The following is a 24,415-nucleotide window of genomic DNA, read 5'->3' as shown; positions in this document are numbered from 1 at the left end:
CGTTGATCGGTTCGGTCAGTCCGGCGTCGGGGGCGGCGGGGTCGGTGGTGACGCTGACGGGCAGCGGGTTCACGGGGGCGACGGCGGTGCGGTTCGGTACCGTCAACGCCTCGTCGTTCACGGTGGTGTCGGCGACGCAGATCACCGCGACGGTTCCGGCGGGGTCAGGCACGGTGCAGGTGACCGTGACGACGCCCGGCGGCACCAGCAACGGTGTGGCGTTCACGTACGCGGTCGCTGCTCCGGTGATCGGTTCGGTCAGTCCGGCGTCGGGGGCGGCGGGGTCGGTGGTGACGCTGACGGGCAGCGGGTTCACGGGGGCGACGGCGGTGCGGTTCGGTACCGTCAACGCCTCGTCGTTCACGGTGGTGTCGGCGACGCAGATCACCGCGACGGTTCCGGCGGGGTCAGGCACGGTGCAGGTGACCGTGACGACGCCCGGCGGCACCAGCAACGGTGTGGCGTTCACGTACGCGGTCGCTGCTCCGGTGATCGGTTCGGTCAGTCCGGCGTCGGGGGCGGCGGGGTCGGTGGTGACGCTGACGGGCAGCGGGTTCACGGGCGCGACGGCGGTGCGGTTCGGTACCGTCAACGCCTCGTCGTTCACGGTGGTGTCGGCGACGCAGATCACCGCGACGGTTCCGGCGGGCTCGGGCACGGTGCAGGTGACCGTGACGACGCCCGGCGGCACCAGCAACGGTGTGGCGTTCACGTACCTTCCTGTTCCCCAGCTGGTGAGCGTGGTTCCCGTGGCGGGGCCGACCTCGGGCGGGAACACGGTCACGCTGACGGGCAGCGGGCTGGGCGCTGCCACCGCGGTCGACTTCGGGTCCGCGCCGGCCGCCTTCACCGCCGTGTCGGACAGCAGCCTGGTCGCCACGGCGCCCGCAGGCTCGGGCACGGTGCAGGTGACCGTGACCACCCCCGGCGGCACCAGCAACGGCCTCGCCTACACCTACACCGCCGCACCGGTGGTGGCCACGATCGTCCCGGCCCAGGGGCCGGCGTCCGGTGGCAACACGGTCACGCTGACGGGCAGCGGGTTCACGGGGGCGACGGCGGTGCGGTTCGGTACCGTCGACGCCTCGTCGTTCACGGTGGTGTCGGCGACGCAGATCACCGCGACCGTGCCGGCCGGGGGGCCGGGGCCGTCCGGCGTCACCGTCACCACGCCCGGCGGAACCAGCCTCCCCGTGCCCTACTTCTACCTGAGCAACCCCCAGCTCACCGCTGTGGTCCCGGGCGAAGGCCCCGTCCTGGGCGGAACCACCGTCACCGTCCTCGGAAGCAATCTGCTGGAGGCGACGGCGGTGCGGTTCGGTACCGTCGACGCCTCGTCGTTCACGGTGGTGTCGGCGACGCAGATCACCGCGACGGTTCCGGCGGGCTCGGGCACGGTGCAGGTGACCGTGACGACGCCCGGCGGCACCAGCAACGGTGTGGCGTTCACGTACCTTCCTGTTCCCCAGCTGGTGAGCGTGGTTCCCGTGGCGGGGCCGACCTCGGGCGGGAACACGGTCACGCTGACGGGCAGCGGGCTGGGCGCTGCCACCGCGGTCGACTTCGGGTCCGCGCCGGCCGCCTTCACCGCCGTGTCGGACAGCAGCCTGGTCGCCACGGCGCCCGCAGGCTCGGGCACGGTGCAGGTGACCGTGACCACCCCCGGCGGCACCAGCAACGGCCTCGCCTACACCTACACCGCCGCACCGGCGATCTAGTGTGATGCGCCACCAAATCGCGAGGGTAGGTTGCGATCCTATTTGGGTGTCGCATCCTGGGCCTTCTGCCGTGGTGATCACGCTGTCCGAGGACAAGCGTGCCGAGTCGGTGCGTCGGGCGGGGTCGTGGGACCGGAGAACTGCCGAGCGGGCCCGGGTCATCCCTGCGTGTGCTGACGGTATGTCGAATACCGCAGTGGGACGGCTTGGAGCGTCGGCGGGCCCGCTTCGTCGCCAAGCGGCCGGACGGGCTGCAGGACGCCTTCAAGCCGTCCACCGACCCGCCGTTCGTCGACAAGGTCGTCGACGTCGTCGGTCGTACCACAACCCGCCCGAGCGGGCGGTCGTGCTTCGCGTCGACGAGAAGGCCCAAAGCCAGGCGCTCGACCGGTCCCAGCCGGTCCTGCCGATGATGCCGGGCATGCCCGAACGCCGCACCCACGACCGTCTACGGCGCGGCGTCACCAGCCTGTTCGCCGCGTTCAACATCGCCGATGGCACCGTCCTCGGTGAACCGCACCGCCGCCACCGGGCCATCGAGTTCAAGAAGTTCCTGGTTACGATGGACAAGGCCGTGCCCCGCGAACTCGACGTGCACCTGGTGTGCGACGACTACGCCACCCACAACACCGCCGAGATCAGGACATGGCCGGCCAGGCACCCGCGCTTCCACGTCCACGTCACCCCGACCGGCTCCTCCTGGATCACCCAGGTCGAGCGCGTCCCTCGCGACTGCCTCACCAGGATCAATCCGCCGGCAGAGTAGAAAATACCCTCGCGATTCGTGGCGCATCACACCAGGGTCGCCGCCACTGTCGGGAGCGGCGCGGGCATCGGAACCCCGCCCATGGCCGAGCTTCCGACGAACAGTGAGCTCCGACAGCGCCTGCTGTCGGAGCTCACTGTTCTCATCCCCCCGGATCACGTCGCGCGCGGACCGGCGGTTCGGCCGCCGTCCTACAGGTAGGTGTAGGAGGCGCCGTTGCTGGTGCCGGCGGGCGTGGTCACCGTGACGGGGACGGTTCCGCTTCCGGCCGGCGAGACGGCCAGGATGGCTCCGTCGCCCAGCACGGTGAAGTTCGAGGCCGGGGTGGCGCCGAACAGGACCGACGTCGCGCCGGACAGGCCGTGGCCCACGATGAGGACGGGCAGACCGCCCGTGGCCAGGCCGACCGGCGGCACGAGCGCGAGGATGGTCGGCGGGGTCGGCGGCTGGTAGGTGTAGCTGAGGTTGTTGCTGGTGCCGGAGGGCGTGACCACCGTGACCGGGACGGTCCCGGTCCCGGGCGGGGCGACGGCCGTGATGGCGCCGTCGAACTGGACGGTGTAGCTGAGCGCGGGGGTGGCGCCGAACAGGACCGCCGTGGCCCCGGTCAGTCCGGTGCCGACGAGGAGCACGGGGCTACCCCCGGTCGCCGGACCCTGCGAGGGGACGAGTGCGAGGAGAATCGGGGACATAGGATTCCTCTTTTCCGTCTTCCGAACGCCTGACAAGGCCATTGCGGCCGAGTCGGGGAGGCGTTTTCCTCACGGTAGGTTCGGGTTCCATCGGGTGGCAATAGGGAATTCGATAAGGATTGGAGCATGATGCCGATCGGGGGCGCACAACTTTTTTGACGCCTCACCGAGCGGAGTCGGAAGCGATCGAAGGCTTGCCACTGGGTATTTTAGGTGAGCACTGGCAGGGGTCTTCCCGGATGCCGGTCGAGGAGTTCTCGAGAATTCGGGAGGGAACCACGGTGGGAGCGCTCGCAAGCTGGGGAGATCGTATTCGAAAGTCGGCGAACTCACCGCTTTGACCTGCTGCTATGCTCATAACGCGGCGCGCCTCGGGGAGCATGGCGCAGTTTTCATACTTATTCTTGCCGGTGATTCTTGATCGGGGCTTTGTTCGGGTGTCATCACGGCTTCCGGGGCGTCCCCGTGGTCTGGTGGCTGCGGTGCGAGTGCGCCCCTGGCTCACTTCATGCGCTGTTGGCGCTCCCTGGGTTGAACAGCTTTCCGTGGGGTATTCCGGATGTACGCCGTCAACCGGCTGATGATCGTCTCGAAGAATTCTTCTGCGTTTCCGAATGGGAAGGTGAGCGTCGTGCCCAACGGTCTGCTTGTCTTCCTCAAGGGCGGCCCTGGAGACATTCCCGAGATTCGGGAAGTGAAATCCGGAGGCGCCGAGATCCGGTTGCGGATCCCTCGCGGGAACGGCTATGAGCACTTCGAGATCACACAGGACTTCAAGGACGTCGGCGGCGTACTGATGCCCGTCTACCAGTGGTCGTACCGGACCGCCATCGCCGAGTAGGTGCGCCCGCCACCGCCCGCCCGGCATCCGACACCGGCGCCGGGCCCCGGGAACCGCACACCGACGCGGCGCCGCTCCGCACCACCCCACCACCCCACCCCCCACCCCACTCTCCGAGGTGAGCAATGACCAGCGACCGTCCCGTACGAGTACGGACAGAGCGTCAGCCCTGCACCTGTGGGGACGCGTCGTGAGCGGGCCCTCCGGCCGGCGCCCGCGAGGCGGCAGCGGCGGGCGGGACACCGTGGTCACCGGCATGGGGTTCTGCCTGCCGGGCGAGGAGCAGCCGCTGTTCACCGCGGGCGAGGTCTGGGACGTGGCCTCCAACGGCCGCTCGTGCCTCAAGCACCACGGTGTCTACTACGGCTCCGTCGATCTGCCGGACGGGGCGTTCGCGGAGCGCCTGCCCGGACTGCCGGGCATCTTCTCCCAGCACTACACCAACGCGCACCGCTACGGGCTGGTGTCCCTCGTGGAAGCCTGCTCGGACGCCCAACTGAGCATCAGGGACGGCGACTTCACCGACGCCGCCGTCCTGGTCGGGCGCGGGGGCATCGACGCCAACGTCGCCAGCTACCTCGAGGTCCTGCACGCCGACGCGGGCGCCATCTCGCCGCACCAGGCGATGGAGCTGTTCGTCAGGGCCCAGCAGGGACTCACCCCTTCCGACGTGGCGCTGGTCCAAGGGGCGCTGATGCGTACGAGCGGCCCCTGCTTCACCGTGTCGTGCGGTTGCGCGTCCTCCGCCGTCCAGATCGGCAACGCCCGCCGCATGATCGCGGACGGCGAGACCGACCTCGTCGTCGTCACCGGCGTGGACGTGTTCAGCGTGGACGTGATCCAGAACGTCCAGCGTCTGCTGCACGGCGCCCAGCGCGCCTACGACACGATCCGCGTCGACGGCATGCCCGATCTCCTCCCGGCCTTCGACCGGGTCATGAGGCCCTACGACCGGCGGGCCGACTGCGTGAACCACGGGGAGGGGTCGGTGACCCTGGTGCTGGAGAGCCGCGACCACGCCCAGCAGCGCGGGGCGTTCACCTACGGCCAGGTCCTGTCGCACGGCATGACCCGCGACGGCCTGTCCAACCCGCTCGCAAGCGACGAGAACGGCGCCTCGCTGGTCGCCGCCATCCGCAAGTGCCTCGGCGACCGGTGGGACATCGGCCAGATCCCCTACATCCACGGCGGAAGCGACGGCGACGTCGTCGTGACCGCGTTCGAGGCGAACGCCGCCCGACAGCTCTACGGCGACGCCGTCGGAGACCTCCTGATGACCTCCCAGGAAGCCTGCTTCGGCCACAACGGCGCCCCGGCGGGAGCCCTGGGCGTCGCCCTGACCCTCCTGATGCTGGGGCGGGGGGAGGTGTGCCCCACCGCGAACTGCGAGGAGCCGGCCGACAACATCTGCTTCGACCCCGTCCCCGGGCTGCGCACCCGGCACCTGGAGTTCGACTACGCGCTCACCTGCAACTACCAGATCGGTGGCGTCAAGAGCGCGATCCTGCTGGGCAGCTCGGACGTCGACTGACCCCGGCATCCGCCGACCGCACCGCCGGACGGCGAGCGCTCCCCACCCCCGTCCGCGCAAGCGCGTAGGAGAGCATGATGGGCCACACAGAGAACCTGAGAGCTGCTGACGCGCACATCGCCGTCGTCGGCATGGGATGCCGGCTTCCCCGCGACATCGACTCGCCCGCCGCGCTGTGGCGGCTGCTCGAAGCCGGCCGGGACGCGGTCGGCCAACCGCCGATCGGCCGCGCGGGGCACATGGCCGCGGCCCCGGCCCACGCCGCCGGGCCGATGCCGCCGTGGGGCGGATACCTCGGCGACGTCGCCGGCTTCGACGCCGACTTCTTCGGGGTCTCGGGCAAGGAGGCCGACGTCCTGGACCCCCAGCACCGGCTGCTCCTGGAAGTGACGTGGGAGGCACTCGAACACGCCGGACTCCCCCCGGAGCGGATGGCAGGGACCTCCACGGGACTGTTCTCGGGCCTGAGCTACACCGACTACATGGAGTCCCTCGCCGGCCACCCCCGGGAACTCGAGGGCGCGGTCCTGACCAACGGGCACTGCGTCGCCCCGGGGCGCATCTCCTACCTGCTGGGCCTGCAGGGCCCCTGCGTGGCACTGGACACCGCGTGCTCGTCCTCGCTCGTGGCGGTCCACCTGGCCTGCCAGGCCCTGCGCGACGGCGAGTGCGATCTCGCGCTGGCCGGCGGCGTCACCCTCGTACTCGGGGCCAGGACGACGATGTCCTTCGCCCGCATGGGGATGCTCTCGCCCACCGGCCGGTGCCGGACCTTCGACGCGGCCGCGGACGGCTTCGTCCGCGGCGAAGGCTGCGGCGTCGTCGTCCTCAAGCGCCTCGAGGACGCGCTACGGGACGACGACCGCGTCCTGGCCCTGGTCCGCGGCTCGGCCGTCAACCAGGACGGCCGCTCCGACGTCCTGGCCTCACCCTCCGCCGGGGCCCAGCAGGCCCTCTACCGCCAAGCCCTCGCCCGAGCCGGAACCGACCCGCGCGACGTGGGCCTGGTGGAGACGCACGGCACCGGCACACCCGTCGGCGATCCCGTCGAGTTCTCCAGCCTGGCCGCGGTCTACGGCACCGGACAGGGGCGCTGCGCGCTCGGTTCGGTGAAGACGAACGTGGGCCACCTGGAACCGGCGGCCGGCGTCATCGGCCTGATCAAGGCCGTGCTCTGCCTCCGGCGCGGGCTCGTCCCGCCCAACCTGCACTTCACCCGGTGGAACCCGGCCATCAGCGCCGAGGGCACCCGCCTGTTCGTCCCCACCGGCCTGTCCGCCTGGCCCACCCGGACGGCCTCGCGACTGGCCGCGGTGTCCTCCTTCGGCTTCTCCGGGACCAACGCCCACGTGGTCCTCGAACAGGCCCCGGCCCGCCGCCGCACCGTCGTCCTCCCCGGCACTCCCACCGCCGGCACCGCCGCACACGCGGCCGCCGTCCCCGCCGGCGCACCGCCGTCGCGGCCGCAGGCCGCCCCACCCCACGTCTTCCTCCTCGCCGCCGGCTCCCCGGACGCACTGCCCGCCGCCGCCGCGCGCCTGGCCCACTGGCTGGAGGACGAGGGAGCCGCCACCCCCCTGCGCGACATCGCCCACACCCTCGCCCTGCGCCGCTCCCCCGGGCGCGGCCGGCTCGGCGTGGTGGCCGACTCCCACCGCGACCTGGCGCACGCCCTGCAGTCCTTCGAAGCCGGCCGGGCCCACCCCGGCGTCGTACGCGGCCACGTGGGCGCGGGCGTCATCCGCCGTCCCGTCTGGGTGTTCTCCGGCCAGGGCTCGCAGTGGCAGGGCATGGGGCACGGCCTGCTCCACCACGAGCCGGCCTTCGCCGAGACCCTGGCCGAAGCCGATGCGCTGATCGACGCCGAGACCGGGTTCTCCGTCCTGCGGGCCGTCCGCGACCGCGAACACGTCAGCGGCTGCGGCCGCGTGCAACCCGCGCTGTTCGCCCTACAGGTCGCCCTGGCCGCCGCCTGGCGCGACCACGGGGTCGAACCGGCCGCCGTCATCGGCCATTCCATGGGCGAGGTCGCGGCCGCCGTCACCGCCGGAGCGCTCACCCTGGCCGACGGCGTCCGCGTCATCTGCCGGCGCTCCGCCCTCCTCACCCGCATCGCCGGAGCCGGCGCCATGGCGAGCGTCGGCCTCGACAGCGCCACCGTCGAGAACGACCTCGCCGCCATCGGCGACGGCACGGTGTCGGTGGCCGTCGTCGCCGCCCCCGACTCGACCGTCGTCGCCGGCACCGCGGCCGCCGTCCGGCACCTGACCACCGCCTGGCAGGCCCGCGGGCTCGTGGCACGTCTGATCGACGTCGACGTCGCCTCGCACTGCCCCCAGGTCGACCCGCTGCTCGCGGACCTCGCCGCCGAGCTCGCCGAGCTCACCCCCAGCCGGCCGACCGTCCCCTTCTACACCACCGTCCTGGACGACCCCCGCGACACCCCGGTCTTCGACGCCGCCTACTGGTGCGCCAACCTGCGCCGACCCGTACGCTTCGGCGCCGCCGTGGCCGCGGCCGCCGCCGACCGCCACCAGGTGTACATCGAGATCTCGCCGCACGCCGTCGTCACCCGCCCCCTCGCCCAGAGCCTGACCGGCCTGCTCCACGAGCCCGTGATCCTGCCGACACTGCGCAAGGGGGAAGACGACCGCACCACCTTCCGCACCCAGCTCGCCGCCCTGCACTGCGCGGGAGTCGGCGTCGACTGGTCCCGCCTCTACGCAGGCGGCCGCCTGGCCGACGTACCCGCGCTGACCTTCGACCGCCGACCCCACTGGACCGACACCACCCCGCCCGCAGCGGCCTCCCCGCACACCGAGAGCACCCCCGCCGCCCTGCCGGGAGCACACACGGAGGTGCCCGGCGACCAGCCCCGCCACACCTGGCACGCCGACACCGGCACCGACGTCCTGCCCTGGATGGCCGACCACCGCGTCCACGGCCGGCCGGTCCTGCCCGGCGCCGCCTACTGCGCCCTGGCCCTGACCGCGGCCGGCGAGGTGTTCCGCGGCGCCGCGCACGATGTCGAAGCGACCGACATCCGCTTCCGCGAGCTGCTGCACCTCGACGCCCGCACGCCCGTCGGCACGACCGTCACCCTGACCGGCGCCGACCGCGCCGACTGCGAAGTCTTCGGCCGCGACAGGGACGGGACCTGGGTACGGCAGGCCACCGCGGTCCTGCGCCGCATCGATGCCTCCCCCCGGACACCGGTGCTCCCCGCGGCCGCACTGGCCGCCGACCACCCCGTCGTCCTGGATCCGCACGCCCTCTACGCGAGCCTGCGCGCACGGGGCCTGGAGCACGGACCCGCCTTCAGCGGCATCACCGAGCTGCGCACCTGCGCCCAGGGCGACAGCTTCTGGGCCCGCGTGACGCTGCCGGACCCGGCACGCACCGCCCGCCACGGCCTGCGGATCCACCCGGTCCTCCTGGACCTGTGCGCCCAGCTCGTCGTCGCCGGCCTGATCGACGAACCGGGCCACGGCCTGGTACTGCCAGTCGGGATGCGCGCCGTGCGGATCCTCGCAGCCCCCGAGGACGCCTGCTACGCGCACGCCCGGCTCACCCACACCGCCGCGGACGCCATCGTCGGGGACGTGCGGCTGCTGGACGAGGCGGGAAACCCCCTCGTCGAGATCGACGCGCTGCGCTTCGTACGCCGCGGCGCGGAGGCCGACGAAACCGTCGACCGGTGGTTCCTCGAGACCCGCTGGCAGCCGGTGCCGCGCCGGGAGGGCCTCGAACCGCCCGCCCCGGGCCCCTGGCTCGTCATCGGCGAGGCGGACGGATCCGCCCGGGCACTGGCGGACGCCCTCGAGCTCGCCGGAGCCCGCACCGACGTCCTCGACGTCCCCGTCGACAGTGCCGCCCTCCAGCCGCTCAAGCAGAGCATCGCCCGGCACTGGGACTGCGCACCCGCACCGTGCGCCGTGGTCCTCCTGTCCGCGCCGTCCGCGCCCGAGGACGACGCCGCCGCGATCGCACTGTGCCGCACCCGCCGCCTGCTCGCCGCCGCACAGAGCGCGATCGCGCGCGGCACGCCCGCCCGCCTGTTCGCCGTCACCCGGTCCGCCCACGCTCCGGAGCCGGGGCAGCCCGCCGACCCCGCCCAGAGCGCCCTGCGCGGACTCGTGCGCGTCCTGACGCACGAACATCCGGAGCTGCGGGCGACCCTCATCGACGCCGACCGTGCCGACACCGGCCTGCACCGGCTCGCGGCCGAACTCCTCGCCGACCCCCCCGAGGACGAGATCGCCCTGCGCGGTGACACCCGGCACATCGCCCGGCTGTCCTACACCCCCCTGTCGGAGACCGAACGCGCCGCCGCCGTCACCCGCACCGTGTGCTACGGCGCCGACCGCTTCCAGCTCCACGCGGGGCGCCTCGGCGACCTCGACGCCCTGCGCCTGACCACCTCACCACGGCGTGCCCCCGGCCCCGGTGAGGTCGAACTGCGCCTCCACGCCGCGGGCGTGAACTTCCGCGACGTGCTCACCGCCATGGGCATGCTGGCGACCGACGACGAGGCGGGCTACCGCATCGGCTTCGAAGCCACCGGCGTGGTCACCGCGGTCGGACCAGGCGTCAGGAACGTGTGCGTCGGCGACAGCGTCCTCGCCGCCGACGTGCGAGGCGGACTCTTCACGACCTTCGCCACCCTGCCCGCCGCCGCCGTCGCCCCCGTCCCGGCGGGCCTGCCCGCGGAGACGGCCGCCGGGCTGCCTGTCGCCTACCTCACCGCCTGGTACGCACTGCGCCGCCTGGCCAGGCTCGCCGGCGGCGAGCGCGTCCTGATCCACAGCGCCACCGGCGGGACCGGACTGGCCGCGATCGCGGTCGCGCGGCGCCTGGGCGCCGAGGTGCTCGCCACCGCCGGCAGCGAGGACAGGCGCCAGTACCTGCGCGCGATGGGCATCCGGCACGTCATGGACTCCCGCTCGCTGGACTTTGCCGAGCAGACCCGCGACGCCACCGCCGGAGAGGGTGTCGACGTGGTCCTCAACTCCCTCTCCGGGCCCGCCATCAGGGCCGGACTGGAAACGCTGCGCCCCTTCGGCAGGTTCATCGAGCTGGGTGTGCGCGACATCCTCGCCGACACCCCGCTGGGACTCGCACCGCTACGGCACAACATCACCATGAGCACGGTCGACCTCGTCGAGCTCCAGGACACCCGCCCGGACACCTTCGCCGAGCTGCTGGGCGAGGTCCTCGCCGAACTCCGCCAGGGCGCCCTCGCCCCGCTGCCGTGCCGGACCTATCCGCTCGCGCAGGCCTCCGACGCCTTCCGTCTCATGGCCGGCGCCGGGCACATCGGCAAACTGGTCCTGACGGTGCCCGGCGAAGGCCACGCCACAGCCGTACTGCGCGACCCGCCCTCGCCGGTACGGGCGGACGGCGCCTACATCGTCACAGGCGGCCTGCGCGGCGTCGGCCTCGCCACGGCCCTGTGGCTGGCGGGCCGAGGCGCCGCCCACCTCGTCCTCAACGGACGCACGTCCCCCTCCGCCGAGACCGAACGGGTCCTCGCCGGACTGTGCGAACAGGGGACCCGCGTCAGCGTCGTGCTCGGAGACATCGCGCAGCCCGGCGTCGCCGAGCAGCTGGTGGCCGAGGCCACCGCGGGCGGCGGGACACTGCGCGGCGTGGTCCACGCCGCGATGGTCCTCGACGACGCCGCGGTGTCCAACATCACCGACGACCAGCTCGAACGCGTCTGGCATCCCAAGGTCACCGGCGCCTGGCGCCTCCACGAGGCCACCACCGGACTGCCGCTCGACTGGTTCGTCCTGTACTCCTCCATGGCCTCCCTGCTCGGCAACCCGGGCCAGGGCGCCTACTCGGCCGCCAACGCGTGGCTCGACGCGTTCGCCACCTGGCGCACCGCCCTGGACCTGCCCACGTTGGCCGTGAACTGGGGGCCCTGGGGCGAAACCGGGGTCGCCACCGGCTTCGCGGCCCGCGGCTACCAGACCATTCCCACCGCAGAAGGACTCGAGGCCCTGGCGGCGCTCCTGACCCACGGCCGTGTACGCACCGGCGTGATCCCGGGCCCGCCGGACACCTGGATCCCCCCGGCCGGGCGGGCGTCCTCGCTGTTCGCCCTCTTCACGCCCGAGGCACCCGGCACCCCCGTACAGGCGTCCGGGCAGGATGCGGCGCGCGACATCCGGGGCGAGCTGCGGGCCGCGGAACCCGGCCTCGCCCGCCGCACGGTCCTCGAGGACCACCTGGCCGGGCACATCCGCACCGTGCTCCGGCTGGGGGCCAGCACCCTGGACCCGCAGACCCCGCTGAACGCGCTCGGGTTCGACTCCCTGCTCCGCATCGAACTGCGCACCCGCTTGGAGGCCTCCCTCGGCGTCAGGCTCGCCGGCGACTTCGTCGCGGGCCACCCCACGCTGGCAGCTCTCGCCGACGGCCTCGCGCAGCACATCGGCATCAGCCTGACCGCCGACGCTCCACCGGATCCCCCCGGCCGGGCCACGCCCCGGGCCGCGGACATCATCGCTCCCCGCTCGCCGCGGTCGGCCCGGCCGTCGGACGCCGCCGCCGGCACCGAACCGCCGAGGAAGAACCCATGAGCTCACTGCGGGCCGCCGGCGCCAAGCCACTGCCGGACCGCCAAGCACGGGATCCCGGCCTTGCCGGGGGAGGGAATCGGGGGACGGCCATGACCTTCGCAGACTCGCCACGCTCGGGCCCGCACGACACGCGGGGACGGCGCGTCACCATGTTCGTCCTGCCGGAGACCCACTGCGTGGGACCCGTGCGCCGTGCCGTGAACGCCATTCTCAGCCTCTGGGATGTAGCACACCTCACCGAGGACGCCGAACTCCTGACCTCTGAGCTCCTGACGAACGCAATCCGGTACACCGATAGCGAGCACCGGATCAGGGTGACCATCGCGCTCGAGCAGCGGTGGCTGTCGATCGGGATCCGGGACCGCTCCGCGATTGCTCCCCGGGCGTACCGGGCAACCGCCTCCCAAGAAGGCGGGCGCGGGCTGCTGCTGGTGGAGAGCATCGCCGGCTCGTGGGGGTACCGTTTCCATGTCGACGGAACCAAGACGGTTTCCTGCCGACTGCCGCTGTGAGGCCGCGCGCCGTCCCGGACCCCACCAGCCGTGCCGCCGCACGAACGGTTCGGCACCGGTCCTCACAGCGCGCGCGATTCGAGCGTCCTTCAATATGCAATTCCCGCGCCGCTCGGCAGAATTCCCCAATAAGTGTACGTGATTGTATTGGGAGCCGGGGTGGAGTTCCCGGTCGGGGTGGCGGTAAACATGCTCCCTGAAATTGCCCACGATATATCCGGAAAGAAACGTTTCCGCTCCTTGAGTGGTTCGGTCGCATGCTGTATTTTTTCGACCATGCCTGGCGGCCGCCGCTAATTCAAGGCGCTTTGCGGCGGCGAAATTCCGATAGCTGGGAGTCTGGATGCTGAGTGCAGAGGAATACCGAGAGATTTGCGCCATGCGCCACCAGGGCTGGTCCATCTCGGCGATCGCCCGGTGCATGGGCCGTGACCGCAAGACGGTCACGGCCTACCTCAACGGGGAGCGGACCGTAGGGGTCCGGGCGGAGACCCGTGACGAGTTCCTGCAGTTCGTCCCGTACTGCCGGCAGCGCCTCGACGACGATCCGCACCTGCAGGCGAGAACGCTCCACGGCGAGATCGTCGAGCTGGGCTACAACCGCGCCTACTCGACCTTCACCCGCGCCCTGCGCAGGCATCTGATGTGGCCGCGTCGCGGACCGCGCCACCGCGGGAGGGCCAGCCCCGGCCGAGGCCCCCTGGAAGACGTGCAGTTCGACTGGGTACGGCTCCCGGCCCCACCCGTCGAATGGGACTGCGGGCAAGAGATGTACCTGCTCATGGGCTCGCTCACGCGATCCGGCCACTGGCGGGCCGCCCTGGCCGGCACCACCGACCTCCCGCACTGCGTGGAAGCCCTGGACCAGGTGCTGCGCCGCCTCGGCGGCACCGGCGAGCGCTGGTTATTCGACCGGACCGCGCCGGTCTGCTCGACGGCCGGCAAGGTGACCGCCGTCTTCCACGAGATCGCGATCCACTACGGTGCCTCCATCGCGATCCGCCCGCAGACGGGAGCACCCAACCCCGTCGTCCGCGCCCACCGCTCCGTCGTCCTCCACTGGTGGGACACCGCGACCGGCGAACCCGGCGTGCAGGCGGCCCAGGACAGCCTCGACCGCCTGACCGAGCGCTTGGGCAGCCGGAACCGGCCGTCGGGCTGCCGCACCCGAGCCCTGCTGCCCCTGCCCTCGAAGCCGTTCCCGGCGCGTATCTGCGTCCAGCGCAGGGTCGACCCCCGCGGACTCGTGCCGTTCGAGGGCAACCTCTACCTGCTCCCCGCGGGTCTCGTCGGCAACGAGGTGAGGATCCGCCGACGGCTGGACGAACCCCACCTGTCGATCACCACCACCCGCGGGGCGGTCATCGCCTGCTTCCGGAGGGCGCCGAGGGGGGCGGGCCGGACGGTCGCCGGGCACGACGGCCCGATCGCCCTGGAACGGCCCGGCCGGACCACCGGCGCCGGGGCGCGAGCCCGCAGGACACCGTGTCCGTCGACTCCGCACCCGAGGACCGCTCCGTGAGCATCGGACCGAGCACCAGCGCGCTGCTCGAGACCACCGGCCGCACCCGCAGACAGGACGTCACAGCGTCCTACGTGGCCCTGGCCCAGGCCTGCGCGGCCACCGGCGACGACGCCCGGCACGCCGAGCTGGTCAGCGACCACCCCCACGACGTCTGGTCGCTGCCCGCCTCGCGCGCGATCGCCCTGGTACACACGGGTCAGGACGAGGCATGGGCGCTGGTGCGGGGCGCGGAGCTGCTGGAACAGCACCGGGTGGCCGTCGTCACCCCGTACTACGGCGGCGTGCGCACGGCTGCCGGCCGGGCCGTCACCTTCTGGCACGACCCCGGGGAACGGCGCCGGGACGAGTCACTGAGCGCCCGGGTGACCGCCGCGGTGCACCGGATCCATCCCGGGTCCGCGCTGTGGCTGGAGGACCACGACCCGTTCGCCGGCCTGCTGGACGGCCTGGACGACACCCCGCTGAGCGAGTCCGCCCGCCGGTTCCTGTTCGAGTGCACCGCCTGGCTGCGCGCGCAGTGGGCAGGCATCGACTGGCCGACCCCGCCCACCGTCATCCTCGGCGCCCGACGACTCGCTCACTGCCACGACGGCGGGACGCACCCGCGGCTGGCGCTGCGCAGACCGCTGTGGCGCGGCCACCGGGAGTGGGACCTGGTCGCCGCGCGCTGGAGCAACGAGCTGCTGCGCGGCCGCCGCGACGACTTGCAGGCCTACCACCGCACCTACACCACGCACGGCCGCACCGACGCCGCGATGCCCTGCGACCGCATCGGCGCGTGGTCGGGCTACCAGGTCGTGCGGGACGTCGTCGTGCTCACCGCCGTGATGGACACCGTGCGCCGCGCCCGCCTCGACTCCCGGACCCGCGACCTGGCGGTCCACCAAGTGGCGTGCCTGCGCGGCGCCCGGCTGGCCCCGTGGGACTGGGGGCAGCGGTGACGGCGGCGGCGGTCGGGTAGGAGAAGCCGAAGGGACGGAGCGGGAGACCCGATCCGCTCCGCAGCGGCGGTCGCGTTCCGCGCATCGGCTGTCGCGGCCCACTTCCCGAGCCGGCCGGGAGCTCCACTTTCCCTTCCCCGCGCGCTGGTCCGACGGACCCGACGCCGTCCGCGCCCGCTGGCGCGCCCTCGTCACCACCCGCCAGGACCTCGGACGACAAGCAACGGCGCACCCTCGCCCACCTGATCGGCGAACGCCACCGCCGCCGTGCTGCGCCTGCTGTACCCCTGCGAGCATCCCGACCCCGTGGCAGTCCTCCCCCGGGTCCGGGCCGCCCTCGACCCGCTCCTGCAGCGGAGTGCGAACACCCGGGTCCTGTACGGGCAGACCCAGCAGCTCAAGGCCTGGTCCGCCGCCCTGGGCCACGCCCTTGATGCGCTGACCCCACCACCCACCACGTAGGAACCATGACCACCGCCCGGACGACGCACAACCCACCACGGTCGCGGAGACCCTCCCTTCGGGACTCCGCGGCGCGCTCAGTCCGCGCGCAGAATCCGGGAGACGTAGATCTGCGGCGGATCCGCGCTCTCGTTCACCGCGTACTCCACCAGACCGAGGTCCCGGCGCAGCGGCGCCGAGTGCATGCCGGACCGTCCGGGGACGGGCATGCTCAGGTGCGGGAAGGGGTGTTCGCGCAGGTCGACGATGAACGCAACAACGGCGGAGAAGACGTCGGCGGGGATGTCCGGGTCGCCAAGGAATTCCTCAACGGCTGGAGAGAGGGTGATCGGGTCGTCGTCGTCCGGGAGCTCGGTGTAGTCGCTCACAGGGCCCCGAGTCGGCGCAGGACCGCCGAAGCGGGGGCGCCGGGAGCGGTGCCGGCCTGGACGGCGGCGTGGATGCGGTCGCCCTCCGCGTCCTGGTAGAGCCTGGCTCGCAGCCACCAACGGCGCAGGACGCCGCCGATCGTCTCGTCGTTGGCCTCGCCCATCTCCCGGTAGAACTCCATCCGCTGCGCGGGCGGCAGGGCCGCGGCGACGGCGTCCTGGGTGCGCGGGATGGGCTGCTGGCCGTCGTGATGGCCGTGCAGGGGCGCTGCGCTCACCGGTTCCTCCAGAGGCTCTCGTACGGGCGGGACCAGGTACCAGTCTCCTACCTCCGCAGTGCCGACCGATACCCGGGGCCGCTCACGCTCGCAGGCCGGTTCGCCGGGTTCGGCGTGGCCAGTCGTGTCCGGGATCATCCGGCTGTGCCCCGAACTCGTCGCACGAAGCCCGCAGCTGCGCGAGCCCCGGGTCTTCGTCCGCAACGGCGCGTCAACCTGGCGGCACGCGGCGGACTGGGCAGCAGACCCCCCTTCCCGAAACCGGCGGGGATTGAGCCGGTAGGTGCCGCTGCGCGGGCTCGTCTTCAGGAGAATGTTCAGCCTGACCAGGCGGGCGAGGGCAACCTTGACGGTCGTGACGCTGGCGAGGATCTCAGGCGCCACCGTGTCGGGGGCAACCCGGATCGCTGCCTGCGCTCCGCCGTGCTCGCGTATCCAGTCGATCGTGGCTCCCCGCCGGTGAGAGCCAGCGTGTGCAGCGGGGGTCCCACGTCCCGGAACCGTCCCGCCCGGTCCTCATGCCCCGGCTCGGGTTCGTACGCTTCGACCACCACGGTGACCTCGGTAAGAGGATCCCGGTCGCCAAAGTCGAACCACTCCCGATGGATCCTGTAACCGTCGAACGCCTTGTGGAGATACCGCTCCAACCGGGGACCGCCAGGAGACGTCGCGGCAAGAAGCAGCGCGACAGGCGACCCAGCCTGCAGAGCCGCCAGCCGACTCCCCGGATCGGTGCTGCGCCCGATCTTCGCCGTCCGGGCGCCTGTGGCGGTGATCAGGTAGACGAATTCCTCTGCCGACTGCGCCATCCCCTACCTGTCTTACAGCCCGGAGCTTCTGCCGTGCACCGTAGCTCCGGGGTACGACACGAGCCCCCGGGGCGGTCAGCCGACCGCGCGCAGCCGGGTGCGGCCAGCCTTGGGCGGGGCTGCCTGGTAGTCGGGGATCAGGATGGGTGGGACGCCCTCGCGGGCGGCGCGGGCCATGGCGGCCTGCATCTCGAGTTCGGAGCTGTAGCCGGCAATGGCGGGGTGGAGGCGGTAGCGGTAGCCCTTGCGCAGGACGAGGCCGCGCTCGACGAGAAGGGTCATGCCGCGGCTGACCACGGAGGGGAGGATCTGCAGTTCCTCGGCGATGTCCTGCTGGGTGATCGGCACGACCCCGCCAGGGTTCTGCCGTTCGACCATGACGGACAGGACGTTCGTCGCGGTGGGGGTGAGTTCGAGGCGCCGCAGCATCCCGAACAGGTCGGTGACCATCAGCATGCTGGCGACTCCTTGTCTCCGGTCTGGAGGGCTTCCAGTCCGATGATGTCAGGGAATCCGTTTTCCAGGGCGAGCGCCCGGAGTTCTGCCAGGAACGTCTGCTGCTCGTCCCCGTTGCCTTTGTAGGCGATGAGGGGGTTGAGCTGCCAGATTCCCCGGCCGACGCTGCGGATGTAGTTGCGGGCGGCGAGGTGCTTGAGGGCGGGGCTGACGCTGGAGCGGCTGGTGCCGATCTCGTCGGCGATCTCGCGCTGGATGGCGTGGCAGACCCCTCGTTCGGCCCGTCCGACGATGTTCGACAGCACGGCGCACTGGAGCTTGGTCATCTCCCCGGACATGAGCGCCTGTGGGAGGACGAAGCGGGCGAAGTAGCGGCTGAGGAGGGCGTAACCGTCGGACCCAAGGACCTCGTGAGGGGCCCGGCGGTAGAAGCGGGTGCGGGCCTCGTAGACGCCGTCGGGGAGGTGGCCTGCGTAGCCGCGGACGATCTCGGCGGCGAGGTCGCGCTGGTGCTGGGGACCGGCGGGCTGGAGTCTCGGCTGCTGGCGGGTGCGCTGGGATGCCTGCCTGCGGGTGCTGTCGCGCTCTGCCTGTGCCAAGACCGTGATCCTTTGCTCGTGTCGACAGGACGCTACATGTTCTTCGCAGCATTGCGAAGAATCCTGCGCTCGGGTGCGAAACATGTGTCGCAGCGGTGGTCGATCCCTCCGGAAGCCGGATCATCTGGCCCAGGTCGGATGATCATGCGGATGCCGTGGGGCGTCGCGTAGTGCCGACCCAATGTTTCGCAGAGTTGCGAAACATTGGGGCTGAATGTCGGCGTTCAGTGACCCCAAAACACCCTGAGTGTCGGCGCGGCCAGACCTTTGATTTTCCAAGTTTGCAGGTCAAAGGCATGATCGCCCGACTCCCCTCTTACAAAAAAGGGGCCCGACCCGTCTGCCGCAGGTCGCTCCCAGCGGGCTGACTGGCCATGCCGCTGCCGCCGCCCGGGCTGGGCTCGGTTTGGCCCTGCTGGTCGGGGCCGTCCGAGCTCACTGCGCCAGTCATGGAAGTCCGGCTGCCGCCGGACCCGGGCCCAGGGGGCCCTTTCCATGCCTACTAGTCCTGGCGGCTGGTACCCGGGCCCTGCCGCTGCTGGCGCTGCGGACCGGCGGGCGGAACCAGCAGCGGGTGGTCCCGGGCGGCGGTCCCAGGTCGTGAAGGTGGGTGGTGACATCGGAAACCGCCCAGTCGGTGGGCAGGCCGGGCACCCGGTGCAGGCCGATCCGGCAGGTACCCCCGCCCAGCACGTGCACCAGCCGCCTGCTCGATGGCAACTGCCCAGTGTCACGCCGTCTTCGGCGTGACCGGTGCGGTGACGGGCCGACGGCGGGGCCGGCCACGGCCCTGACGGCGGGACGGCGGGGCCGGCCACGGCCCTGACGGCGGGACGGCGGCGCAGGGCAGGCGGCAGCGAAGGATGCTCCAGCGCATCCGGGCGCTGGCCAGGGTGCGGTAGCGGAGCGCGCCGCGCTCAGCCACCGAGTCTGCCGCAGGCCGCGACGTTGTTGTGGCTGCAGCCTCATCCCGGGCGGGGCAGCAGGGCATCCGGGGTCACCGACAGCGGCGCAGAGCGGGGTGAAGGCCTCGTTGGCCGGGGCCCACTGCTGACCGCCAATGGGCGCGGCGAGGGAGGCCATGGCCTCGGTGCTGGTGCGCAGGGTGAGGCGGTGGCGGTAGGTGGCGATGACCTCGGCGACGGCGTCCAGCTCGCCGATCGGGGAGGAGTCGAGGGCGGCGGCCAGGTCCCGCTCGAACAGGTCGCGGTCGCCGGGCAGGCCGTAGCGGGACAGCGCGGTGCGCAGCTCGTGCAGGGTGGCCGGCCGAGGCGCGGCCGCGTCCTGGTGGTCGGGCTGGGTGGTTACCAGGTCCTCCTCGGTGGTGGCGGCCGCCGTGGTGGCGGGCCGCAGGGTCGGGGCGCCGTGGTGAGCGGCGCGGCCGCCCGGCCGACACCCGGCCCCGGAGGTACCTCATGAGCAGCACCCGCGCCGCCCGCTTCGCCGCCGCCTAAGCCCTGCTCCGCGCCGGGGCGGACGTCGACCACCTCGTCCAGAGCGATTTCTGTGCCCGCACCAAGGGAGCCACCGAGGCGGCCCCCGTCACCGGCGACGACGGCACCGTCCACGGCACCGCCGCCAGCACTATCCGAGCAGGTCAAAAGCGGGTTGCTGGCTCCGCAACATGTGTCGCGGACGACAACCCCCTCGGCGCTCAGATAGGGAAGTGCCGGAGAAGGAACTGCGCGAGACCGGTGATCAGCTGCATGCGAATACGCGCCTCCTGCGCGTCCGACAGCCCCGGGTGCGAGCCGTTCGAGTGCGAGATGTCCCAGATCCCCTGAAGCATGGCTCCGCCGTCGCGTTCCGGCAGCGGCTGGCCGAGGGCAGCGGGCGGTCTTCCGCCCGGAGTGTAGAGACTCTTGATCGCGACGCCGCCCTGGTTGGCCTTACCGTTGTCGGTGTAGCCAGCGTGGTCGACGGCGAGGCTGACGATCAAGCTTTCTAGGGCTGCCCTGAGCTGCCCGTTCGAGGATGCGTGGTCCTGTTCGGCGAAGTGCTTCACGGCCAGCTGGTAGTGGCCGAGCGCCTGGGTGTAGCCGCGCGCCTTCAGCTCCGCCTCCAGCGCGGTGATCTCCGGGTTGAGAGGGGCGACTGTGGGTTCGTTGGGCAGCACTCGGCAGGTGAGCTTCGAGTTGTTCCGGGTGATCTGGAGCTCGAAGCCATCGCCCGACATCGCTTCTGTCAGAGCTGGGAGCTTGTCGCGGTAGAACGGGTTGAGGCTCTCGACGAGGAGTCGGACGAACTCCAGCAGAGCCTTGTGCGCGTTCGCGTTGTCCCCCTGTGTAGCGGAGCGCTGGGCTCTCAGCAGAGCCGGCCGCAGCATTTCGGCCTTGCTGGTGAACTTGGGCGGATCACCGTCACCCAGCTCGGTCATCATCAGCATGTTCTTCAGCTCAGTCCCGCTGCAGCTGTCGACCGCGGTCTCGATGATCAGGCCCAGTGTCCTGATCGACAGGGTGTTCATGGTGACCAGTTTCAGAGGTCGGCCTCCGCCGGCGCGAGCGGTTTCCGAAGGTCGACCGCTACATCAACGGGCTGGTGCCTGGCATCCGTTGGGTTTCGTCATAAGCTCGCGGTTCGCTGCGCGGGCGGCGGCCAAGTCTTCGTCTCGGTCGATGAGCTCGGGCGGAGGTCGAGGAGCTGCTGTTCCAGCTCGGCGACCCTGCGGTTGAGCGTCTCGCCGTCGGCGAGGGTGCCCAGGCCGGATGCTTCCCAGGCGGCCTGACCGAGCGCCTCGGAGAGGCGTCGTTCGAGCCGGGTGATGTGCGCGGCCAGTCGCCCGTTGCGGGCGGTGAGGTTCGCGACGTCGGTCAGCAGAGACTTGCGACTGACCTATGCTCCAGTGGTCGCGCCGGGTGGGGGCCGGCTCGCGCGGGCGATGACGGCCGCATGCAGGTCTCCGTGACGGTGAATCAGGCCGCGGTGGACGCCGGCGGCGCGGGCGACCGACGAGACGCTGATCTCCTCGCCAGCGGCGACTTGCTCCACCGCGCTGTTCACCCTCACAACCGAGCTCCCAGCCGCGATCCTTGCCCGAATGCTCGGCGTCCACATCCACGTGGCCGTCCAGTGGCAGAAGGCGGCCGCCGGCGACTGGGCCACCTACGCCGCGCAGGTCAGCCACCGCATCAAGCATCCCCACCGACACGGAGACGATGGCCATGCCCCTCGATGACCAGCACATCTGGGCTCTGCTGAGGGACCTCGACGATCCCGACCGCATGGAGTTCCCTGCGAGCTACGACCACGTCGCGACCCGAGCGCGATTCGATCAGCTCGCCAACAGGCTGGATCAGCGGTTCCGCTGCACCTGCACCGTCGATCGAGGCGTCCAGGACGCGAACCATCACGGCACCATCGTCATCCCCGCCAGTACGACGGTCAGCGGCGACCACCTCACCATCACGGTCAGCAACTACGGCAACCTCGTCGCCGTGACGCTGGGGAACCCCGGCAGCTACGACGAGGAAGAAGAGAACGTCTTCTTCGACACCGCCGACCGTCGCCCCATCGACGACGAACTCGAAGCACTCGGCTACATCGCCGTCTCCGAGCACTTGCTCTGGAACCGATACGACGGCGTCAGCAACCTCGGTACGTACTTCGAGCCACGAACCTGGTGGGACCGCTTCTTTGACTACATCTGAGCCCGCCCCAACGGCTCTGCACCGCAGGCATTCGGACAGTGCCAATACTCAACGACGACAAACTGCCCACCACGGATCGCGTTGCTGGACTGCTGCTGATCCTCTACGCGCAGAAGATCTCCACGATCAGCCAGCTCACCGTCGATGACGTCGACATCACCGGCGACACCGTGGCAATCACCTTCGGAACCTCGCCCGTCACCCTCCCGAGTCCGCTGGCCGCCTTGGTCCGCGAGCTCGTCGCGACCCGTCGTGGAAAGGCCGAGATCGGCACACCGGACAACATCCCCTGGCTCTTCCCTGGAGGACGGCCAGGGCGCCCGCTCAGCGACAGCCAGATCGGTATGGGGCTGCACAGGATCGGAATTCGGCCCCAACAGGACCGCTCCACCGCGCTCTTCACCCTCGCCGTGGAACTCCCCGCCGCCATCCTCGCCCGGATGCTCGGCATCCATATCCAAGTCGCCGTCCAATGGCAGAAAGCGTCCGCCGGGGACTGGGCCGCCTACGCCGCAGACGTCAGCCGACGGAACAGCTGGCCCGACCCGAGCGGAAGTGGCACATGACTCCTCGTGAACAGCACCTTTGGGCCCCGGGGCCGGCCTTCAACGAAGCATCGTGCTGAGAATCGCGTCCCGCCGCTGAAATGATCACTTCCCGGAAAACCTCCTCGTGCCGGGCGGGATCGGCCCGATATGGTCATGCGCGGACTGGTCGAGCGTGGGATACGGGGGCGGAGGTGGCGGGAATCCGGGTCGTGGCCTGTCTGCCCGCGACTGCGCGGGATGACCTCGTCACGGCGCTCGGGCAGGCGATGGCACCGTTCGAGATGTACGCCAACCCGCAGTGGCGGTCCATCTGGGACTGGTGGGCGATCCGCGGAGGCAGTGACGGCAGCGGATTCTCGGCACGCACTGGGTTCCACGACAGCACGCAGCTGATCCACGACGACCCCCGCTATGACGGCACACCGCTTCCGAGCCGGCCCGGGATGTGCGCCGGCGGGCCACGGGGGCTGCTGGACTTGACCGACTTCCGCGCACTCTCGAAGCGGATGGCGACCGTCCGAACCCGAGCAGGCGATCCGTGGGATCTGTGGCACCGCCTCGCCCCCGAGCATCCGCCGATGCTGCCGTGGTCGACGCTCCGCGCCCGTCACCTGGAGGATCAGGGTTATCCGACGGAGCGGATGTGGGCCGACTTCACGAAACAGCCGCTGCTTCAGGCGTTCGTCGCGGATCCGTGCAGCCAGATCCCTGAGCTTGGTGACATCTCGTGGTTGAACCACCAGATTGGCCTTGTCGCCGCACTCGACGGTGACCGGGCGGACTTCGTTCGCCGGGTGACCGCCCGCATCCAGCAACCCGACCTTCTCACGCTCGACGGCTGGTGGATCGAGGACGGAATCACGCCTGTCCACGCTCTCTGCGAGGACTGGGAGACCTGCCCTCACATGGATGACGGGTGGCACTACCAACACGACATCGGCGGGTACCTGGACGCGCTTGCCGACGATGTCCTGCTGATCAAGCTCAAGTGCCATGGGTGACCGGCCCCTGCTGGTCGAACCAACACGGCATTCGGACAGTTCCGATACCCGACTCCACCATTAGCCCGGCCCGGCGGCGCCCAGGCCTCCCTCTTCGCCGAGGTCGGCAAGCTGGAGGCCGAACGCAACAGGGACCTCACCTGGCAGGTCCGGCAGGACTACAAGGCCGGCCGGATGCCCGTCGGCCCCGGCGCCAAGAGCCTTCTCGACTTCTTTGCCTTCGTCGACACCCACACCGGCGCCGGACCCGGAGCGCCGGCCACCAAGCGCGGAGACCAGGAGGTACTGAACCTCCTGGCCCGGCGCGCGAAGACCCTGCATCCGGGCACCGCGAACTACTGCTGGTTCGCCGACCCCGCCAAGGCCCTGTGCCTCAAGCCGGCCGGCACACCGGCCCCCGACCGGCCCCTGGTGGGGATGTGCGACGCCGCGCGCTGCCCGCAGGCCACCCACCATGCCTGCCACCGGCCGGTCTGGGCCGCCGGCGCCGAGAACAAGAAGGCGTTCATCGCCGCGATCGGCCGCAGCCAGCGAGTGGAGAAGACCCGGCTGCAGCAGGAACTCGACCGCGATATGCGCGTCCTGGAAGCCATCGACACCGCCCACAAGAACGGGGTGTGAGATGGCCCGGATCACCGAACAGACCCGCTCCCGCAACGAACACGCGATCCGCTCGGCCATGGACCGACTTCTTCGCGGCGAGGTACCAGAGGGCGGCCGGTGCGATCCCAAGACCCTGGCTGCCGAAGCCGGCGTCACCCGTACCGCCTTCTACCCGAGGAAGAACCCCGACGGCACCACCAGACCGGGTCCCTACCGGCACCTCGCCGCGGAGTTCACTCGCCGACTCAAGGCGATGCAGGGCGCAGGAGGGACCCCGGACCCGCGAGACTCCCGGATTGCCCGCTTGAAGGACGCCAACGCCGTCCTGGCCCAGCGCCTCCAAGCCCAGGAGAAGCAGCTCAAGGAACTCATGGCATTCCGACAGCTGGCCGTCTCCCGGCTCGCCGCTCAGCACCTGGAGATCGAACGTCTACGTGCCCAGTGCGTAACACGGGCAAGCGGTCAGGCGGCTGCTGCCTGACGCATCCCTGGGGACGGTGACGTCCATCACGCCAGCAGCGGCCCCGA

General features: G+C 71.2%; 21 protein-coding genes and 2 pseudogenes. 16 read left to right on the top strand and 7 right to left on the bottom strand.

The window, feature by feature from the left end:
• Positions 1 to 44: 44 nt before the first annotated feature.
• The 3 genes and pseudogenes from ACIBEC_RS38840 to ACIBEC_RS38830 all read left to right on the top strand — a co-directional run.
• Positions 45 to 656: pseudogene (locus ACIBEC_RS38840) on the top strand (IPT/TIG domain-containing protein); the annotation flags it as partial.
• Between the two features lie 93 nt (positions 657 to 749).
• Entirely contained in the window at positions 750 to 1,718 is a 969-nt protein-coding gene (locus ACIBEC_RS38835) for an IPT/TIG domain-containing protein (RefSeq protein ID WP_360505601.1), read from the top strand.
• Positions 1,719 to 1,981: 263 nt separating this feature from the next.
• Positions 1,982 to 2,439, top strand: a pseudogene (locus ACIBEC_RS38830) (IS630 family transposase); the annotation flags it as partial.
• A gap of 236 nt (positions 2,440 to 2,675) precedes the next feature.
• Here ACIBEC_RS38830 and ACIBEC_RS38825 read toward each other — a convergent pair.
• Positions 2,676 to 3,176 carry an IPT/TIG domain-containing protein gene (locus tag ACIBEC_RS38825; RefSeq protein ID WP_360505578.1) on the bottom strand — a complete coding sequence of 167 codons (501 nt, stop codon included), beginning with the start codon at positions 3,174 to 3,176 and terminating at the stop codon, positions 2,676 to 2,678.
• A gap of 559 nt (positions 3,177 to 3,735) precedes the next feature.
• Here ACIBEC_RS38825 and ACIBEC_RS38820 point away from each other — a divergent pair.
• The 7 genes from ACIBEC_RS38820 (at position 3,736) to ACIBEC_RS38790 (ending at position 15,575) form a co-directional block, all read left to right on the top strand.
• Positions 3,736 to 4,017: a DUF5988 family protein gene (locus tag ACIBEC_RS38820; protein ID WP_360505575.1), complete on the top strand. Its 282-nt coding sequence runs from the start codon at positions 3,736 to 3,738 to the stop codon at positions 4,015 to 4,017.
• Positions 4,018 to 4,273: 256 nt separating this feature from the next.
• On the top strand, positions 4,274 to 5,548 hold the full coding sequence (locus ACIBEC_RS38815) for a beta-ketoacyl synthase N-terminal-like domain-containing protein (protein WP_360505598.1): 1,275 nt from the start codon (positions 4,274 to 4,276) through the stop codon (positions 5,546 to 5,548).
• 74 nt (positions 5,549 to 5,622) lie between these two features.
• Positions 5,623 to 12,135, top strand: coding sequence for a type I polyketide synthase (locus ACIBEC_RS38810; protein WP_360505573.1), 6,513 nt, complete (start codon positions 5,623 to 5,625; stop codon positions 12,133 to 12,135).
• A gap of 89 nt (positions 12,136 to 12,224) precedes the next feature.
• Entirely contained in the window at positions 12,225 to 12,647 is a 423-nt protein-coding gene (locus ACIBEC_RS38805; protein ID WP_360505571.1) for an ATP-binding protein, read from the top strand.
• A 379-nt stretch (positions 12,648 to 13,026) separates the two neighbouring features.
• Positions 13,027 to 14,169, top strand: coding sequence for a Mu transposase domain-containing protein (locus ACIBEC_RS38800; RefSeq protein WP_360505569.1), 1,143 nt, complete (start codon positions 13,027 to 13,029; stop codon positions 14,167 to 14,169).
• Entirely contained in the window at positions 14,166 to 15,113 is a 948-nt protein-coding gene (locus ACIBEC_RS38795) for a hypothetical protein (RefSeq protein WP_360505567.1), read from the top strand. Before ACIBEC_RS38800 ends, ACIBEC_RS38795 begins: the two co-directional genes overlap by 4 nt.
• 306 nt (positions 15,114 to 15,419) lie before the next feature.
• Positions 15,420 to 15,575 (top strand): hypothetical protein, encoded by a 156-nt coding sequence (locus tag ACIBEC_RS38790; RefSeq protein WP_360505565.1) that lies wholly within the window; start codon positions 15,420 to 15,422, stop codon positions 15,573 to 15,575.
• Between the two features lie 77 nt (positions 15,576 to 15,652).
• On the opposite strand, the gene ACIBEC_RS38785 is transcribed toward ACIBEC_RS38790, so the two are convergent.
• The 5 genes from ACIBEC_RS38785 to ACIBEC_RS38765 form a co-directional block, all read right to left on the bottom strand.
• On the bottom strand, positions 15,653 to 15,943 hold the full coding sequence (locus ACIBEC_RS38785; RefSeq protein WP_360505564.1) for a hypothetical protein: 291 nt from the start codon (positions 15,941 to 15,943) through the stop codon (positions 15,653 to 15,655).
• Positions 15,940 to 16,221 (bottom strand): hypothetical protein, encoded by a 282-nt coding sequence (locus tag ACIBEC_RS38780; protein WP_360505562.1) that lies wholly within the window; start codon positions 16,219 to 16,221, stop codon positions 15,940 to 15,942. The genes ACIBEC_RS38785 and ACIBEC_RS38780 overlap by 4 nt, the downstream gene beginning before the upstream one ends.
• Positions 16,222 to 16,538: 317 nt before the next feature.
• Positions 16,539 to 17,030, bottom strand: a complete 492-nt coding sequence (locus ACIBEC_RS38775) for a GIY-YIG nuclease family protein (protein WP_360505560.1) — start codon at positions 17,028 to 17,030, stop codon at positions 16,539 to 16,541.
• A gap of 75 nt (positions 17,031 to 17,105) precedes the next feature.
• On the bottom strand, positions 17,106 to 17,486 hold the full coding sequence (locus ACIBEC_RS38770) for a helix-turn-helix domain-containing protein (RefSeq protein ID WP_360505558.1): 381 nt from the start codon (positions 17,484 to 17,486) through the stop codon (positions 17,106 to 17,108).
• Positions 17,480 to 18,085, bottom strand: coding sequence for a replication/maintenance protein RepL (locus tag ACIBEC_RS38765; protein ID WP_360505556.1), 606 nt, complete (start codon positions 18,083 to 18,085; stop codon positions 17,480 to 17,482). The genes ACIBEC_RS38770 and ACIBEC_RS38765 overlap by 7 nt, the downstream gene beginning before the upstream one ends.
• Before the next feature lie 1,113 nt (positions 18,086 to 19,198).
• On the opposite strand from ACIBEC_RS38765, the gene ACIBEC_RS38760 reads away from it, so the two are divergent.
• Entirely contained in the window at positions 19,199 to 19,504 is a 306-nt protein-coding gene (locus ACIBEC_RS38760) for a hypothetical protein (protein WP_360505554.1), read from the top strand.
• Between the two features lie 235 nt (positions 19,505 to 19,739).
• Here ACIBEC_RS38760 and ACIBEC_RS38755 read toward each other — a convergent pair whose 3' ends face one another.
• Positions 19,740 to 20,552, bottom strand: coding sequence for a hypothetical protein (locus tag ACIBEC_RS38755; protein ID WP_360505552.1), 813 nt, complete (start codon positions 20,550 to 20,552; stop codon positions 19,740 to 19,742).
• Between the two features lie 697 nt (positions 20,553 to 21,249).
• Here ACIBEC_RS38755 and ACIBEC_RS38750 point away from each other — a divergent pair.
• From ACIBEC_RS38750 to ACIBEC_RS38730, 5 genes are all read left to right on the top strand, one after another.
• On the top strand, positions 21,250 to 21,735 hold the full coding sequence (locus ACIBEC_RS38750; RefSeq protein ID WP_360505550.1) for a hypothetical protein: 486 nt from the start codon (positions 21,250 to 21,252) through the stop codon (positions 21,733 to 21,735).
• 38 nt (positions 21,736 to 21,773) lie between these two features.
• The gene (locus ACIBEC_RS38745) at positions 21,774 to 22,301 is read left to right on the top strand and encodes a hypothetical protein (RefSeq protein ID WP_360505548.1); all 528 of its coding nucleotides are present in this window, start codon (positions 21,774 to 21,776) and stop codon (positions 22,299 to 22,301) included.
• Positions 22,302 to 22,492: 191 nt separating this feature from the next.
• Positions 22,493 to 23,284, top strand: a complete 792-nt coding sequence (locus ACIBEC_RS38740) for a hypothetical protein (protein ID WP_360505546.1) — start codon at positions 22,493 to 22,495, stop codon at positions 23,282 to 23,284.
• Positions 23,285 to 23,458: 174 nt separating this feature from the next.
• The gene (locus ACIBEC_RS38735; RefSeq protein WP_360505544.1) at positions 23,459 to 23,905 is read left to right on the top strand and encodes a hypothetical protein; all 447 of its coding nucleotides are present in this window, start codon (positions 23,459 to 23,461) and stop codon (positions 23,903 to 23,905) included.
• 1 nt (position 23,906) lies between these two features.
• On the top strand, positions 23,907 to 24,368 hold the full coding sequence (locus ACIBEC_RS38730) for a hypothetical protein (protein ID WP_360505543.1): 462 nt from the start codon (positions 23,907 to 23,909) through the stop codon (positions 24,366 to 24,368).
• The last annotated feature ends 47 nt before the right edge of the window (positions 24,369 to 24,415 follow it).

Source organism: Kitasatospora sp. NPDC051164 (assembly GCF_044455625.1).
In the GTDB taxonomy this organism is placed as follows: Bacteria; Actinomycetota; Actinomycetes; order Streptomycetales; family Streptomycetaceae; genus Kitasatospora.
Note: the sequence above shows the minus strand (reverse complement) of the source record. Positions and strands in the feature narration are given on the sequence as shown.